General features: G+C 49.6%; 13 protein-coding genes. 5 read left to right on the top strand and 8 right to left on the bottom strand.

Annotated features, from left to right (window positions below; all coding sequences use genetic code 11):
* The first annotated feature begins 48 nt into the window (after positions 1–48).
* Complete coding sequence (locus P1P86_13530) at positions 49–1,449, top strand: MFS transporter (protein MDF1576204.1); 1,401 nt, start codon at positions 49–51, stop codon at positions 1,447–1,449.
* Between the two features lie 16 nt (positions 1,450–1,465).
* Complete coding sequence (locus P1P86_13525) at positions 1,466–2,923, top strand: aminoacyl-histidine dipeptidase (GenBank protein ID MDF1576203.1); 1,458 nt, start codon at positions 1,466–1,468, stop codon at positions 2,921–2,923.
* Positions 2,924–2,937: 14 nt separating this feature from the next.
* Here the strand turns inward: P1P86_13525 and P1P86_13520 are convergent, their stop codons facing one another.
* Both P1P86_13520 and P1P86_13515 read right to left on the bottom strand, forming a co-directional pair.
* Complete coding sequence (locus tag P1P86_13520) at positions 2,938–4,029, bottom strand: DUF4831 family protein (protein ID MDF1576202.1); 1,092 nt, start codon at positions 4,027–4,029, stop codon at positions 2,938–2,940.
* Positions 4,030–4,224: 195 nt separating this feature from the next.
* Positions 4,225–5,733: an NAD(P)H-hydrate dehydratase gene (locus P1P86_13515; GenBank protein ID MDF1576201.1), complete on the bottom strand. Its 1,509-nt coding sequence runs from the start codon at positions 5,731–5,733 to the stop codon at positions 4,225–4,227.
* Positions 5,734–5,822: 89 nt separating this feature from the next.
* Here P1P86_13515 and P1P86_13510 point away from each other — a divergent pair, with 89 nt between their 5' ends.
* Complete coding sequence (locus tag P1P86_13510) at positions 5,823–7,634, top strand: peptide MFS transporter (protein MDF1576200.1); 1,812 nt, start codon at positions 5,823–5,825, stop codon at positions 7,632–7,634.
* Positions 7,635–7,745: 111 nt separating this feature from the next.
* On the opposite strand, the gene P1P86_13505 is transcribed toward P1P86_13510, so the two are convergent.
* The 4 genes from P1P86_13505 to P1P86_13490 all read right to left on the bottom strand — a co-directional run bounded on the left by P1P86_13505 (position 7,746) and on the right by P1P86_13490 (position 12,978).
* Positions 7,746–8,960: an ectonucleotide pyrophosphatase/phosphodiesterase gene (locus P1P86_13505; protein ID MDF1576199.1), complete on the bottom strand. Its 1,215-nt coding sequence runs from the start codon at positions 8,958–8,960 to the stop codon at positions 7,746–7,748.
* A 44-nt stretch (positions 8,961–9,004) separates the two neighbouring features.
* Complete coding sequence (locus tag P1P86_13500) at positions 9,005–11,047, bottom strand: LysM peptidoglycan-binding domain-containing protein (GenBank protein ID MDF1576198.1); 2,043 nt, start codon at positions 11,045–11,047, stop codon at positions 9,005–9,007.
* On the bottom strand, positions 11,028–11,972 hold the full coding sequence (locus P1P86_13495; protein MDF1576197.1) for a phosphoribosylaminoimidazolesuccinocarboxamide synthase: 945 nt from the start codon (positions 11,970–11,972) through the stop codon (positions 11,028–11,030). Before P1P86_13495 ends, P1P86_13500 begins: the two co-directional genes overlap by 20 nt.
* A gap of 64 nt (positions 11,973–12,036) precedes the next feature.
* Positions 12,037–12,978 (bottom strand): PhoH family protein, encoded by a 942-nt coding sequence (locus tag P1P86_13490; protein MDF1576196.1) that lies wholly within the window; start codon positions 12,976–12,978, stop codon positions 12,037–12,039.
* Positions 12,979–13,064: 86 nt separating this feature from the next.
* On the opposite strand from P1P86_13490, the gene P1P86_13485 reads away from it, so the two are divergent.
* On the top strand, positions 13,065–13,850 hold the full coding sequence (locus tag P1P86_13485) for an SAM-dependent chlorinase/fluorinase (protein ID MDF1576195.1): 786 nt from the start codon (positions 13,065–13,067) through the stop codon (positions 13,848–13,850).
* A 1-nt stretch (position 13,851) separates the two neighbouring features.
* On the top strand, positions 13,852–14,628 hold the full coding sequence (gene mazG / locus P1P86_13480; GenBank protein ID MDF1576194.1) for a nucleoside triphosphate pyrophosphohydrolase: 777 nt from the start codon (positions 13,852–13,854) through the stop codon (positions 14,626–14,628).
* On the opposite strand, the gene P1P86_13475 is transcribed toward mazG, so the two are convergent.
* The gene (locus P1P86_13475) at positions 14,621–15,097 is read right to left on the bottom strand and encodes a DUF5606 domain-containing protein (protein MDF1576193.1); all 477 of its coding nucleotides are present in this window, start codon (positions 15,095–15,097) and stop codon (positions 14,621–14,623) included. The genes mazG and P1P86_13475 overlap by 8 nt on opposite strands.
* A 33-nt stretch (positions 15,098–15,130) precedes the next feature.
* Positions 15,131–15,862, bottom strand: a complete 732-nt coding sequence (locus P1P86_13470) for a TerB family tellurite resistance protein (GenBank protein ID MDF1576192.1) — start codon at positions 15,860–15,862, stop codon at positions 15,131–15,133.

The raw sequence follows: 15,862 nt of genomic DNA, 5'->3' as shown, positions 1-15,862 counted from the left end.
CATGTAATTTTTCCTATTTTTAGTGCTTGTTAAACTAAAAATAAATGAATGGAAGCGATTAGAAAAAGCCTGAGGGATTCTGCGTTAGCAAGATGGTCGGCATTGGGCATCGTAGCATTTACCATGCTTGCAGGTTATTACATTACCGATGTAATGGCTCCTCTCAAAGGTTTACTGGAACAGCAACTCACCTGGAACAGCGCCGAATACGGTGTTTTTACCAGTGCCTATGGATGGTTTAATGTATTCCTGATCATGCTGATCCTTGGAGGGATCGTCCTTGACAGAATGGGGGTCCGTTTTACTGGGGTGGGTGCTGCTTCGGTGATGGTGCTTGGTGCTGCATTAAAATTCTGGGCTGTCTCCACGCATTCGCTGGATGGAGTAGTCTGGCATATCCTGTGGTTCGATATGAAAGCTCAGGTGTTAATGGCTGCCCTGGGATTTGCCATTTTTGGCGTAGGCGTCGAAGTTGCCGGCATCACGGTCTCCAAGATCATAGTCAAGTGGTTTAAAGGAAAAGAGATGGCACTTGCCATGGGAATGCAGGTCTCTGTGGCCAGACTGGGAACGGCCCTTGCCATCGGTGTCTCTGCACCCATTGCGATTCGTATGGGACATGTTTCCAAACCTGTGCTGCTTGGTCTGGTCATGCTCTGCATCGGTCTGATCACCTTTATCATTTACACCTTTATGGACAAAAAACTGGACGCTTCTCAAATGGCTGCAGACAAGGCCAATAATACAGTCCCCGAGGAGGATAAGTTCAAGGTGTCGGATATCAGGTATATCATCAGCAACAGGGGCTGGTGGTATCTTGCCTTCCTTTGCGTTTTGTTTTACTCAGCTGTTTTTCCATTCCTGAAGTTTGCATCCGATCTGATGGTTCAGAAATTTCATGTGGCGGATGCTGTTGCCGGTACCATTCCGGCCATGCTCCCCTTTGGAGCAATCCTGCTCACTCCGCTATTCGGAGGCGTTTATGATAAAATAGGGAAGGGCGCCACCATCATGATTCTGGGTTCGCTCATACTCATTGTAGTCCATGCGCTCTATTCCATTCCCTTTCTTGACAATACGATTCTGGCAGTCATCCTGATCATTTTTCTGGGTATTGGATTCTCCCTGGTGCCCTCAGCCATGTGGCCATCCGTTCCAAAAATTATCCCGTACAAATACCTGGGAACTTCTTTCTCTATGATCTTCTGGGTACAGAACTGGGGTCTCATGGGAGTGCCCGCTTTGATTGGATGGGTGCTTCAAAAGTACTGTATCACAGGATATGAAATAAAAGGAGGCGTTCAAGTAGCTACCTATAATTATACTTTGCCGATGATGATATTTACCAGCTTTGGAGTCCTTGCACTGGTATTCTCATTGCTGCTCAAGGCCGAGGACAAAAAGAAGGGGTACGGACTTCAGCTCCCTAACATTGAGAAGATTAAATAACTAAAATTCGATTCAAATGAATGATATAAAGAACCTGGATCCCCGGGAAGTATGGAAACACTTCCATACCCTTACACAGATCCCCAGGCCCTCCAAAAAGGAGGCTGAGATTATTGAGTATATGAAGAAGTTCGGAGAGGACCTCGGGCTGGAAACCATCGTGGATGAAGTGGGTAATGTGATTATTAAAAAGCCGGCCACACTCGGTTTGGAGAACCGGAAAGGGGTCGTTCTGCAAGGTCACCTGGATATGGTGCCACAAAAGAACAGTGACAGGGATTTCGATTTTGAGAAGGACCCTATTGAGGCCCTGATCGATGGGGAATGGGTCACTGCCAGGGGGACCACCCTGGGAGCCGACAATGGTATTGGAGTGGCTGCAGCCATGGCTGTTCTGGAATCCACCACCCTGAAACACGGACCGGTGGAGGCCCTGTTTACCATTGATGAAGAGACCGGCATGACCGGAGCATTTGGTTTAAAACCCGGACTGCTGGATGGGGATATCCTGATCAATATGGACTCGGAAGACGAAGGAGAACTCTATGTGGGCTGTGCAGGTGGTGTGGATGTTTCCGCCTCAAAAAAATATACGGAAGAAGATGCCCCGGCAGAACATGTTGCCTACCAGATACTGGTCCAGGGACTGAAAGGCGGACACTCAGGAATGGATATTCCCCTGGGAAGGGCCAATGCCAACAAGGTGCTTTTCCGCTTCCTGATGCAGGCCGAATCGGATTTAAAGATCAGACTCTCAGAGGCCGCGGGCGGCGATCTGAGGAATGCCATTCCCCGGGAATCAAGGGCCATAATCCTGGTGCCCTCTGCTGATTCCCCCAGGCTGGAAGCTCTGGTGGACGCTTATCAGAAGATGTACCAAAGGGAATTTGCCGAGACTGAACCGGACCTGTCCTTCACCTGCGGGAAGACTGACATGCCCCTCAAAGTAGTTCCGGTTTTAGAGCAGGCCAGATTTATCCGGGCCATCTTTGCCTGTCCAAACGGGGTGCAGCGCATGAGCCAATCCATGAAGGGGCTGGTGGAAACCTCCAACAATCTGGCCATTGCCAGAATCAAAGGGGGAAGCTTTGAAGCCTACAACCTGACCCGCTCGTCGGTGGATTCCGCCAAAGAGGCCACTGCCTGGAAGATTGCAGCAGTATTTCAGCTGATCGATGCAGAGGTGACCCTGAGCGGCGGGTATCCCGGATGGAAACCCAATATGGACTCCCCCATCTTAAAAACCTGCCAGGATGTCTACCATAGGAATTTCGGGAAAATTCCTAAGATCAAAGCCATCCATGCCGGTCTGGAGTGCGGATTACTGGGAGGAGTGTATCCGAATTTTGACATGATCTCCTTCGGACCCACTATCCGCTTCCCTCACTCTCCCGACGAGAAGGTGAAAATCGATACGGTCAGAAAATTCTGGGAATTCCTGGTGGCGATCCTGGAAAGTATGCCGGCTAAATAGCCCCGGGGTCCAGCTTAGCGGATCGTGCTGTTAACCACATGTCCCGACTGATAGATGGAGATGCGGTGGGTGGCCAGAGCCTCTTCACCGAGCAGCACCTTTAATTCGGCCAGATCGGGAATTCGGTAGAGCAAAGCATTATCGGGAACGGAGTTTGCCGAGAAGTAGCCTCTGAGCCTGGTGATCTGACCCAGTGGCCTGATCTCCACCCGGAGAGCTTCTCCATCCAGCAGTTCAGGCGGAACAAAACCAAGCGCACTTGAGAATACATCCAGTGGATAGGAAGAAGGCTCGGAACCGGGCTCGGGTATAAGGAACCATGTTCGTTTCATCACCCTGGTAATGGTCTTCCCGGTAAACAGGGAAAGATAAGAAGCTTCTATCTGGTCCAGCTTCTGAATGGCAGCCCCCATGGCCTCCCCATCCGGGTAAACTTCATATTCACCCGTTAACATCTCAAAACGGCGGGTTCGAAGTTCCAGGAGGAAATCAGCCGCCTCCCTGGCTTTAGTAGCAGAGGATTTCTGTTCAACAACCGTACGTTGAACAGGTACTTCCACAAAAGCAGTATCGGTCACAATGGTCTTGTACATAGTCTCTGTACGCTCCTCAAAGTTATTATTCACCCCCATGTCTTCATACCGGACGAAGTTATCCCTGCTGGTGGAATGAAGTCCATTGCCCTTTACAGTCTCGTGTAAAATTTCTGTTCCCCGCAGGACCGTCCCCTGTTCCAGGTATGGCAGCAGTAATCCGGCATCAAACTTTCCTTCCAGCACATTCAGAGTGTAAAGGTGATTCGGATCAAGTTCCTGGTGTTGTTCGATGGACACATCCCAGATATTCCATCGGCTCGACTTTTTTTCAACGACCTCTTTAAGCCCCAGATATTTCTCCGCATACTCCCAGTAGGGGCCCGGTACGCTGCGCAGTTCCCGCAGGGTGACCTCCACCTTCAGCACGGTCTGTGGCAAAGCATAGAGATACTGTTCATTTACCTTTTGTGGTTCCTGTCCAAGGGGAGTAACCCGGAGCTGTAATGGTTCACTGGAAGCACATCCGCTGAGCAGGGCTGCCAGTACCGTATAATAAAAAAACTTTTTCATAGCCTGGATCTTCAAATACAGCACGAAATTAGTTCATTGGTGAATGTTATACAAAAAAACATATGAAGAGTTTCTGTTCATCCGGGGCCCGGACTTTTTTTTCTTCCTCGTCCGGAATCACTGCATCGTCCACCACCGCATTTTTGAATAAAAGCGGCGAGTACTGAAGGGGCAGAACCTAGGATTTAACGAAGTCTAAGCTTTTAGTTCCCGGAAAGCATCTCCCAGGAAGAGAATGATGTCACCGGCAATAAGGGCCTCCTCACCGGAAGCCTCTGCAGCCAGGTCGCCTGCCAGCCCGTGCAGGTAAACTCCGGCAAGAGCCGCATCCAGGGAGGGGATCCCCTGTGCAAGAAGACCTGTAATCAGACCAGTAAGTACATCTCCGCTCCCGCCCGTGGCCATTCCCGGGTTCCCCGTGGTATTGAACCAGTATCTGCCGTCCGGGGAGGCGATCCCGGTATGGGCCCCCTTTAATACCACCACCACCTGATACCTGCGGGCAAACTCCCGCTGTTTCAGGTGCCGCTCATAGGAATCCCTGCTTTCTCCTGCCAGGCGGTCGAATTCCCTGGGATGCGGAGTGAGAATGGTCCCCGCCGGCAACAGGGGATACCAATCGGGATGCCGGGAGAGGATATTCAGTCCGTCTGCATCCAGAACCAGGGGCACCCCCACCCTCTCGAGCAACAGTTTCAGGCCTTTCGCTGAATTGGGTTTGCAGCCAAGACCCGGACCAATGCCAATGGCGCTGTAAGGACTCAGATCGGGCGGTTCACTAAAGAGAATATCGGATTGGTCGATGCTTACAACAGCTTCCGGAAATGCAGTTTGCACAATGCTGTAACCAAACTTTGGAATATGAAGAGTCACCAGGCCGGTTCCGGACCTGAGGCAGGACTCTCCAGCAAGCAGGGCGGCTCCCATCATCCCATAAGATCCGGAGATCATAAGCGCATGTCCCACACTTCCTTTATGGGCGAATTTATTCCGTGCAGGCAGCGCTGCCCGGATATCTTCGGGCTCCAGGGTGAAGTAGTCGGTTTTTTTATCCGCGATGGTCCCGGGATGTAGCTTAATCTCGTGAACCCTCCATATTCCCACATGCGGTTCATGGAGATCAAAGAAAAAGGAGAGAAAAGGAAACTGAAAGGTGAGGGTATAACGGGCACGGATCACATCCCGGTAATCATTTTTGCTATTATCCTCCCCGAAAAGTCCCGAGGGGATATCGACAGCAATCACCGTACCGGCATTTTGGTTTATATGTCTGATGACCCTGGCTGGAAAACCGGTAACCTTCCTGGATAGTCCCGAACCAAATATTCCGTCCACCACCACATCGGTGGGTCCCAGTGGAGGAAGGGCATCCTCCTTACCCAGTTCGAAAAGCTTAACCCGGCCCTGGGCCTTCAGTCGCTGCAGGTTGATTCCGCAATCTTCAGACAGGGTCCCGAAAAGAAGTAAATAGCAATCCACCCGGAATTGCCTGTCTGCCAGCATACGGGCCATGGCCAGTGCATCCCCCCCGTTGTTACCCGGGCCGGCAAATATAACCACCTTCCGGTCGGTATGGAACTGCCTCACATACCAGCCTGTCAGACAACCGGCCGCTCTTTCCATCAGGTCAACCGACCGGATGGGTTCCTGTTGAATGGTACAGGTATCGATTTCCCTTAACTGTGCAGCCGTGAAAATTTTCATAACATGCTGTTTGAATCAAAATTAAGAAAAAACTATTTCTATATTTGTCCCCATTACGAAAATCAGAATATTCATAAAAACTAAACTCTATGTTAAAAGGACATCCGAAAGGACTCTACGTAGCTTTCTTTGCGAACATGGGGGAGCGTTTTGGCTTCTATACCATGATGGCGATCCTGGTGCTTTTCCTGCAGGCAAAATTCGGCCTTGCTGCGGAGACAGCGGGTGACATTTACAGCTGGTTCTACTTTGCCATTTACGCCCTGGCACTGGTAGGCGGAATACTTGCCGATGCCACCAGGAAATATACGGCGGTAATCTCCATGGGCCAGGTGATCATGTTTGTGGGATATGTCATGATGGCCATCCCGGGAATGCCTCTTTCTGTCACAGTGATCAGTCTCTTCACCATTGCCATCGGAAATGGCTTTTTCAAAGGGAACCTCCAGGCCGTGGTGGGTCAGCTTTATGATGACCCCAAATACGACAAGGTACGTGATAATGCTTTTCTAATTTTTTACATGGGGATCAATGTGGGTGCCTTCTTCGCACCTTTTGCCGCAATGGGTGTCCGGAACTGGTGGTTGAAAACCAATGGTTTCCTTCACGACGGAAGTCTCCCGGCACTCTGCCACCAGTATAAAGACGGAATCCTCGAGGATACAAGCGTTCTTCAGCAACTTGCCGATACGGTCAGCCTGAATGGCCCGGTAGCTGATCTGGGAGCCTTTGCCAATTCCTATATTGAAGTTTTTTCCCGGGGATATAATTTTGCCTTCGGGATTGCAGCCATTGCCATGGTGATCTCCCTGCTGGCCTATCTGATCTTTCACAAGCATCTTCCCAAAAGGGAGAAAGCAGCCGGAGATAGAACCATTACCCTCCGGGAGAAGCCACTGGCCATCCCGATTGCCCTTTTTGCAGGAGCTGTGGCTGCTGTGCTGATCAGCTTCGTAAAAGATATTGCTACCGGGTCTGCCATAGGCCTCTTTGTCGCCTTCGTTACCTGGATCGTGATGATTGCCTCCAAAGAAGAGAAACAGCGGGTGGTATCTCTGCTGCTGGTCTTCTTTGTTGTGATCTTCTTCTGGATGGGTTTCCACCAGAACGGACTTACCATGACCTTCTTTGCCAGAGACTATACCGTAAAATCAGTAGGGCCGGGCACCTTCATGTTCTTTACCCTGGAAAGAATTCTCTCGGTAATCGTATTTATTGCGGGTATCATACTGCTCGTGGGAAAGAACTCCTTCAAAAACAAACGGATTATCGGTGCTGTCATGACCATTGCAGGAGGGGCCGTCGGATATTACTTCTACTCTCAGGGAGAAGCCAGCAATCCCATTGCACCCGAAGTCTTTCAATCCTTTAACCCTCTCTTTATTGTCTCCCTGACCTTTGTGGTAATGGCGGCTTTTGCCTGGCTTAATAAAAAGGGCATGGAACCTTCCACACCCAAGAAAATTGGGATCGGGATGGTGATCGCAGCCTTTGGCTTTATGGTCATGGTCATTGGTTCCATCAAACTTATATCGCCCGTGGATCTGCAGCTCCTTAACGAGGCCGGCGAGGTGATTCAGGTTAATCCCGTTCCCGACACTTCCCGGATCATGCCCTACTGGCTGATGTCGACCTACCTGGTTCTGACCTTTGCCGAGCTATTCCTGAGCCCTATGGGACTCTCCTTTGTATCCAAAGTGGCACCGGTCAGGTTCCAGGGGGTGATGCAGGGCGGGTGGTTGCTGGCCACTGCAGTTGGGAACAAACTTCTATTTATCGGCAGCTTCTTCTGGGAAAGGATCCAGCTTTGGCAACTGTGGGGAATCTTCGTGGTTACCTGTCTGCTGTCGGCTGCATTTATCTTCTCCATCCTGAAAAGGCTGGAAAGAGCCACCAAATAAGCCGCATGGAATAACATGCCCGAAACAGCAAGAGGCCGTACCTTTTGATACGGCCTCTTTTTCTTCCTCCTGGCAGTGTCTGCAACCCTAAACAGTATCCTGCCGCTATTCTTACCGGAAGATGGACCGGACGTTCTCCGGATTTCCATCGCTTGGTGCAGGGTCAAGACCCAGTACTTCAGCAATAATGCCATAGACCTCCACATTGGAGAATGGATCTGCCTGACAGGCTTTCTTAAAGGCAGGTCCCTCTGCATAAAAGATGGCACGCATGTCGGTGAAGGCATTGTCGTAGCCGTGGGCTCCCCCGGTATACCCGGAAGGATCGGGCCTGGTCCCAATGCTCCATAAACTGTCTGCGACCACGACGATACCCGGGAAACGGGGACTGCTGCCATAATGAAGACGTTCCGGGATATCCTCCTTCTGCCAGGCAGTGACACCCTCCAGGCGGTTCAGTGCCGTAGTAATGGAATCGGCACAAGCTTCTTGAGGCTGAATGAGATATACCGGATTCCCACCCACAATACTCCGGGTCCACTCCCCCTTAAGATGTTCCTCCAGGTTTACATATTTATCCGACGATGTGGGTCCCATCCCATGATCGGAAAGGACCAGGAGATTTACAAGCTCCCCGTACTCCAGTGCTGCAATCTCACTGCGGAGATATCCCAGCACTGAATCCAGATACGTGACCATTTTTCCGGTCTCGGGATGTTCCGGGCCATAATCGTGGGCAATTCCATCCGGTTCATCAAAATAGAGGAACACCAGTCCGGGACGCTCAGGGAGGGGTAACTTCAACCAGTTAATAAGCTGATCCACACGGGAAAGATAAGGGACAGACTCCTCATATGGATACCAGTATGAGGGCATGACTCCCCCGATTGCAGCTTCACTGCCCACCCAGAAATAGGAGGCCGATCGGACCCCCTGCTTCTCCGCGGTCACCCAGACAGGTTCCCCGAAATAGGAGTCAGGATCCGTAACCATGCTACTGTCTCCAATCCGATAAATACCGTCCAGATCGGAAGCATAAAAACTATTATTGATTATTCCATGGTGATCGGGATATAGTCCGGTAGCCAGCGTATAGTGGTTGGGAAATGTCTTGGTTGGAAATGAGGACAGCAGATATTCGGCCTTCACCCCCGCCTTGGCCATTTCATTGAAATTGGGAGTAGCATACAGATCCGTATAGTCCCACCTGAATCCGTCAAAGGAAACCACCACCACATAGGTGTCCTGTGTACCCTTCTCTTTTTTCCTGCAGGAGCTGGCCAGAACCAGCATAAGCAGGAATACAACACGCCAGGTAATCCTCATATTTATCCTCCCTTATAATACGGCATCAGTCCACCGTTATACGATTATTCGATTCCTCCCTCGAAATTCAAATACCTCATTCTCCTTCTGTCTTCCATGGGCCGAAAGAAGTACCTTCGTTCCGGCAGCTCCGGAACTTCAATCTTCTGAATGGTCATATCCGGTACAAACCGGTAGAAACAAATATGGGCATTCTCATACCCTCCCACCCTGGAAATACGGGAAAATATATAGGGGTCCTGCACCATTTCGGGCCGGTACTGATCCAGAAGAAGAATGAACCGCGATCCATACTTTCTCAGGGCGTTCAGGAAATAAAAAGTCATGTCATGACCAAGGATTCCGTAGTTGATCCCTTTCTTGGAGCTGTTGGCTGGTTCACTGTAGTAGTGAGATCTGAATCTGTTCATAAAACCCTCAATCCTGGGGTCGTAATAATCCACCCAGAAAGAACTGTAAAACACCAGGTTTAACTGATGAAAATGTCTTAAATCAATGCTGGAAAACTCCGTCCAGAACGGACTCCCGATAACCTCAATATCGTAATGGTCCAATTGAAAATAGAGTGAAGACATCACGGTATAGGCCAGGGCTTCATCGGCTGTGGGCACCACCACCAGGTTTTTTTTATCGGCCGACAGGGAGTGGATAATCTCCTCCGTACGTTTAAGTTCAAGAATCACCTCTTTAAAAACCACCGGATCGGAAGGATGATAGTCATCAAAAGCATCAAAGATCAACTCCTTGAAATGCTCATGCTTCTCAATATCCAGCGAATCCAGCTGCCGAACGTAGACAATATTGTAATCATGCTTGCTGGCCACCAGCTTTGCAGCTTCCCTGTAACCCCTCATCAGGGAAGGACTCAACTGGAACAGGTAGGGATTGTTCCTGACCAGATCCAGGTCGTTGTGAAAAGGAGTAACCAGCGGAATTCTGTACCTGCTTGCAAATTCCGCAACAATTTCCAGGTTGTAGGCGTGGAAGGGCCCCAAAAAAAGGTCGAAATCCTCCAGACTTTCATCCCTCAGAATGGAACGGGTTCTATCCATGCTTCTACGGGTATCATAATAGCGCACCTCCAGTTTCATTCCGGTCTGCTTCATGGAATCGATCGCCATCAGCGATCCCATAAAAAATTCCATGAATGGCTCCGACTGTGGCTCTCTCTCCTCCATCATATAACGTTCGATTATCCGGTTTTTCCGGTTCTCGGAGATCACATCCTTTAAAAGTGAATCCAGGGGTTCCTTCTCCCTGAAATCAAAAGGAACAAAGAAAGCCACCCGATAGGTGCGACGGATATTGTCATGCCTGTCCTCAAGTTCGCTGTAATTATAATATTCCGTCTTATCTTCTTCATAATAAGGAGCTTGCTCCTCATCGGAAAGCTCATCTCTTAGCTCCTGCTGATCCGTGAGCCGGGGTGCCGGGATCCGGATCTTCTGTCCAGCTTTAGGCCCTCCCCAACCCAGTTCCGGATTGACAGCCTTGATTTCCTCCATGGTCACCTGATAGTATCCGGCAATAGAGTATAAGGTTTCTTTCCTTTTCACCGTATGATATATCAGCCCTTCCTCGTTATAAGCATGTTCCTCCTCAAGGCCAGCTTTCTCGGGAATCCTCAGGCGCTGTCCGGGTTGCAGGTTTTCAGGCGAAACTCCTTCGTTGGCCTCCAAAATATCTTCCTCTTCCAGGTCATATTTCCGGGCGATTCCATAGAGGGTCTCTCCCGGCTGAACCAGGTGAATGTTTCCTGACCCTGCCGGATCGGGCAACTCCGAAGTATCAATCTCATCCTGAAGCTTTGATTCAACCGGTATCTTAAGCGACTGCCCGATCCTCAATCCTGAAATAACCCCGGGGTTTTCTATGGCAATCTCCTTCTGAGAAACATGATAGGCCCTGGAGATGGCATAAAGTGTTTCGCCCGGCTTCACCATGTGAATGTAATAGACCGTTCCCTCCAGGATCACCTTATTATTGCTTATCCCGACGCTGACAGGCTCCTGAGCCACAAGAAGCGCCTGGAAAAAGAGCATCCCCAGGAATAGAGACAGAAAGCTTCTATTTGGATATAAACTCATTGATATTCTTTAGGATGCGCTCTTCAATATGGCTGGTATCTGCTTTCACAAATTTCTCCCCGGTAATGCTCTCGAAAAGCTCTATATAACGTTCCGAAACCTCCTCCACAAAGGCATCAGGCATGGAAGGTACCTGCTGACCCTCTTTGCCCTGAAACCCGTTGCTGATAAGCCACTGCCTCACAAATTCCTTGGATAGCTGTTTCTGCTGCTCCCCCCTGGCCTGGCGCTCCTCATACCCGTCCGTATAGAAATACCGGGAAGAATCGGGCGTATGAATCTCATCGATCAGAATGATCTTTCCGTCTTTTTTGCCAAACTCATATTTCGTATCCACCAGAATCAGCCCCATTTCGGCGGCCATCTCCGTACCACGTTGAAAAAGGGCCCTGGTGAAGTCCTCCAGCTGAATATAATCCTGTTCAGATACCAGTCCGCTGGCCAGAATCTCCTCCCTGGTAATATCCTCATCATGACCTTCCTCGGCCTTGGTGGTGGGAGTAATAATCGCTTCGGGGAAACGGTCATGCTCCCTTAAGCCTTCGGCCATGGGAACTCCACATAACAATCTTTTCCCCTCGCGGTACTCTCTCCATGCATGGCCGGTCACATAGCCACGGATCACCATCTCCACCCTGAAGGGCTCCGCCATATGGCCAACGGTCACATTGGGATCCGGTGAATCGATCTTCCAGTTGGGTACGATATCTGAAGTCGCATCCAGGAATTTTGAGGCTATCTGATTAAGCACCTGTCCTTTATAGGGAATCCCCCTGGGAAGCACCACATCAAATGCCGAAATCCGGTCAGAGACCACCATCACCAGGTAATCATCATTGATGTTATAGACATCACGGACCTTTCCCGTATACAGGCTCTTTTGCCCTGCCAGGCTGAACGATGTTCTCTTTAATGCATTGGCCATAACTGTATCTATTTTGTTTAAAGTTAAGTTTTTTCTTCAACTGGCCGGCAGCCCGAGCCGGTTGCTAAGAATTGTTATAGGCTTTTACGATAGATTTAACCAGGCGGTGCCTGAGAATATCCCGGTCATCAAAGCGAATGATGGATATTCCCTGGATCCCGTCCAGGATCCGGATAGCCTGCACCAGCCCGGAATCCTCCCTGCGGGAAAGATCTACCTGGGAATCATCGCCGGTAACAATGAAGCGGGCATGGGGTCCCATCCTGGTCAGAAACATCTTAAACTGGCTGGATGTGGCATTCTGCGCCTCGTCCAGGATCACGAAGGCCTCATCCAGGGTACGCCCTCTCATGTATGCCAGAGGAGCTATCTGTATGGTACCGTCCTCCATAAACTGAATCAGCTTCCTGGGCTGGATCATATCCCTCAGAGCATCAAAGAGAGGCTGGAGGTAGGGGTCCAGCTTCTCCTTAAAGTCGCCCGGAAGAAAGCCCAGCTTTTCTCCGGCCTCCACCGCCGGACGGGTGAGTATAATCCGTTTGACCTCCCTCTCTTTCAAAGCTTTTACGGCCATGGCAATGGCCGTGTAGGTCTTTCCCGTTCCGGCAGGCCCTACTGCTATCAGCAGGTCATTCAGCATCCCTTCATCAACCAGGCGCTTCTGATTGACCGTTAATGCCCTGATCTTACGTCCGCTCTCACCGTACAGCAACACCTCCCCTTCCCGTCCGGGAGCATCCATAATATGATCGGAGGGTCCCTTCAGAAGGTCGTCCAGGTCTGGCAAAGTGAGGTTCTGGAATTTTCTCAGGTATCGTAAAAACAGATCTACCTTCTCCTCAAAATCGACCAGCCGCTCTTTCTTGCCTGATATACGGATCTCGTTGCCCCTGGAAACTATCTTTAAATCGGGAAAAAGTTCAATGAATTTGTTAAAGCGGACGTTGTTCACACCATAGAAATCAACGGGATCGACACCCTCCAAATTGATCAGTTTTTCCGCCATAAATTAAATTATTATCCCTATTTTTGGATGTGCAAATTAAGTTGTTTTTTCCAACATTCCAATAAGAAAATCCCTGTCACAAACCCATGCACATTATCACGCTGACGTCCGATTGGAACGATAACGATTACTATGTGGCATCTCTAAAGGGAAAACTTCTGTCGGCCTGTCCGGAGCTTCAGATCATTGACATCAATCACCGTATAAAATCCTTCAATAGTTCCCAGGCCGCCTTTGTTGTAAGGAACAGTTATCCATACTTCCCGGACCATTCCATTCACATCATAGCGGTTAACTCAGAGCCGGAGCCGGGCGGAGAGCTGCTGGCGGCAAGAAAAGACCAGCACTTCTTCCTCTGCGCCGATAATGGCATCCTGGGGCTCCTGGGAGGAAACGATCCGGAGGAGGTGATCAGCTTAACTCATGATTTCGCAGATAATCCGGATACTTTTATAAGCCTGACTGTTTTTGCACGGGCCGCCTGCAAACTGGCCGGAGGCACTTCTCTTTCCGAACTGGGTCCGCCGTTTAAAGATTATAACCGGCAGACTCCCCTGAGGGCAACCATTGAAGACAAAACCATCATCGGAAGCGTCATCTATATAGACTCCTACCAGAATGCCATCACAAATATCTCCAGGGACCTGTTTACAAGGATTGGAGAGGGAAAGAAATTTGAGATTTATGTGCAGAGCAAGCACTATGTGATTTACCGGATCAATCAGCGGTATAATGAGACGGATCCGGGCGAACTGCTGGCCATATTTAATTCCGCCGGATTGCTGGAGATCGCCATCAGGAACGGAAATGCCGCAGGTTTGCTGAAACTAAATACAAACTCAACAATCAGGGTTGAATTCAAAGAAGGATAGTATGCATAGTATGGATGAGAAGTTAAAGGCCTTTGAACGTCTTCTTCTGGTTATGGACGAATTAAGGGAGAAGTGTCCGTGGGACCGGGAACAGACTCTGGAGAGCCTCAGGAACCTGACGATCGAAGAGACCTATGAACTGGCAGATGCCATTATGGAGCAGGACCTGAAGGAGATCCGAAAGGAGCTGGGCGATCTGATGCTGCATATCGTATTTTATTCCAGGATCGGCGCGGAAAAAGGGGCCTTCGATGTGGCTGATGTCTTGAATGGCATATGTGAAAAGCTGATCTTCAGGCATCCCCATGTATTCGGTGAGAGGAAAGTGAAAGACGCGGTTGAGGTTCTGGAAAACTGGGAAGAACTTAAAATGAAAGAAGGAAACCGAAGTGTGCTTGCGGGCGTTCCCGTATCACTGCCAGCCATGATCAAAGCACACCGGATACAGGATAAGGCAAGGGCAGTAGGTTTCGACTGGGAATTGAGAGAACAGGTTTGGGACAAGGTAAACGAAGAGATTCAGGAAGTGAAATACGAACTGAATAAGGGTCAGGAACAAAAGAAGATGGAAGAAGAAATTGGAGACCTTTTGTTCTCCCTGGTCAATGCGGCCCGGCTCTATGATATTGAACCGGAAACAGCCCTGGAACGAAGCAATAAAAAATTCATCCGCAGATTCAAGTTCCTGGAAAAAAAAGCCCGGGAAATGAACCGGTCTTTGAAGGAGATGACTCTTGAAGAGATGGAAGAGCTCTGGCAGGAAGCCAAATCTACTTAGAGGAGTCCTCCGTTTTTTCAGACTGACCGTCCGCTTGTTCCTGCCCGCCAGCTTCCTGCTCTTCTTCCTCCTTATCGATTACCTCGAGCATCCCATTCTTATTCAGCTGGTTATACCATTGGAACACCTTCTTGATATCGGAAGCATATACCCGGCTTTCATCGTAGTCCGGAACAATCTCTTTAAACAGTTTTTTCAATTCATCCACAGGAGCTTTATGAGAAAGGGTCTGTTTCCCTTCGGCTTTCTCATGGATCAGATAAAAAATATCTGCCAGGGGAAGCTCTTCATCAGTGGTAAAAATGGCGATATCCACCAATGAACTCACCCCTGCAGTGGCTGGTGCCACGTGCCTCTTTTGCTCCTCCAGGGATTCTACCACAATCCCGTTACGGGCCTGTGCAATAAATTTATACAGTCCGCTCTTTCCGGAAATGGAAAGTATGTCTTTTAGTTGAATCGTCTTCATACCTCAGATTAAAGTGATGCAAATATAAAACTTCTATTTCAAACCACGCTCTTTCTTTATCTTGTCGTATGCCCCCTGTACCTTCCTGAATTTTTCATGGGCCACCTTCTTAAAGTCCTCCCCAAGATGGCTCACCTTATCGGGGTGATACTTCATGGCCATCCTCCGGTATGCTTTTTTTACCTCTTCGTCGCTGGTTGTAGGTTCGATCTCCAGGATTTTATAGGCGGCATCGGTCTGGCTCACAAACATGGCACGTATGCTCTGAAAATCAGAATCAGTGATACTCATGTAGCCGGATATCTTCTGAATCACCCGGTTTTCGTCATCACTTACAGAACTGTCGGCCGAGGCTATTCCAAACAGGAAGTGGACCATCTCCAGGCGATAGGAATAGTCGAGGCGTTGCGAAAGCTGGTTGGTCACATCCCTCAGGGGTATTTCCTGCTTCAGAATATCTCTTAGCATCACTACGGCTTCGTTGGCTGTATCGCTGCCGAAACGGGTGACGAAATAGCGTTTCACATAATCCAGTTCACTCTTCATCACCCGGCCATCCGCTTTCATAACAGCAGCAATAAGAACCAGGAGAGAAGCCGCATAATCTCCACGCAGGGTCTGGGACCCGGGACGCCTGGCCTGGCCTGGCTCGGCACTGGTTCCGGTATCAAAAATTGAACCCACTGCCAGACCCAGAATGCCGCCAATAGGACCACCCAGGGCCCACCCCAGTCCAAGTCCAACCCATTTTCCAAATTTTGCCAT

The organism is Bacteroidales bacterium, from assembly GCA_029210725.1.
In the GTDB taxonomy this organism is placed as follows: Bacteria; Bacteroidota; Bacteroidia; order Bacteroidales.
This window is presented reverse-complemented; position numbering and strand designations above follow the sequence as displayed.

Bases quoted from the DNA above. Each gene is read 5' to 3' on its own strand.
- P1P86_13530 (MDF1576204.1), top strand. From the start codon at position 49: ATGGAAGCGATTAGAAAAAGCCTGAGGGATTCTGCGTTAGCAAGATGG.
- P1P86_13525 (MDF1576203.1), top strand. From the start codon at position 1,466: ATGAATGATATAAAGAACCTGGATCCCCGGGAAGTATGGAAACACTTC.
- P1P86_13520 (MDF1576202.1), bottom strand. From the start codon at position 4,029: ATGAAAAAGTTTTTTTATTATACGGTACTGGCAGCCCTGCTCAGCGGA.
- P1P86_13515 (MDF1576201.1), bottom strand. From the start codon at position 5,733: ATGAAAATTTTCACGGCTGCACAGTTAAGGGAAATCGATACCTGTACC.
- P1P86_13510 (MDF1576200.1), top strand. From the start codon at position 5,823: ATGTTAAAAGGACATCCGAAAGGACTCTACGTAGCTTTCTTTGCGAAC.
- P1P86_13505 (MDF1576199.1), bottom strand. From the start codon at position 8,960: ATGAGGATTACCTGGCGTGTTGTATTCCTGCTTATGCTGGTTCTGGCC.
- P1P86_13500 (MDF1576198.1), bottom strand. From the start codon at position 11,047: ATGAGTTTATATCCAAATAGAAGCTTTCTGTCTCTATTCCTGGGGATG.
- P1P86_13495 (MDF1576197.1), bottom strand. From the start codon at position 11,972: ATGGCCAATGCATTAAAGAGAACATCGTTCAGCCTGGCAGGGCAAAAG.
- P1P86_13490 (MDF1576196.1), bottom strand. From the start codon at position 12,978: ATGGCGGAAAAACTGATCAATTTGGAGGGTGTCGATCCCGTTGATTTC.
- P1P86_13485 (MDF1576195.1), top strand. From the start codon at position 13,065: ATGCACATTATCACGCTGACGTCCGATTGGAACGATAACGATTACTAT.
- mazG (MDF1576194.1), top strand. From the start codon at position 13,852: ATGCATAGTATGGATGAGAAGTTAAAGGCCTTTGAACGTCTTCTTCTG.
- P1P86_13475 (MDF1576193.1), bottom strand. From the start codon at position 15,097: ATGAAGACGATTCAACTAAAAGACATACTTTCCATTTCCGGAAAGAGC.
- P1P86_13470 (MDF1576192.1), bottom strand. From the start codon at position 15,862: ATGGCAAAATTTGGAAAATGGGTTGGACTTGGACTGGGGTGGGCCCTG.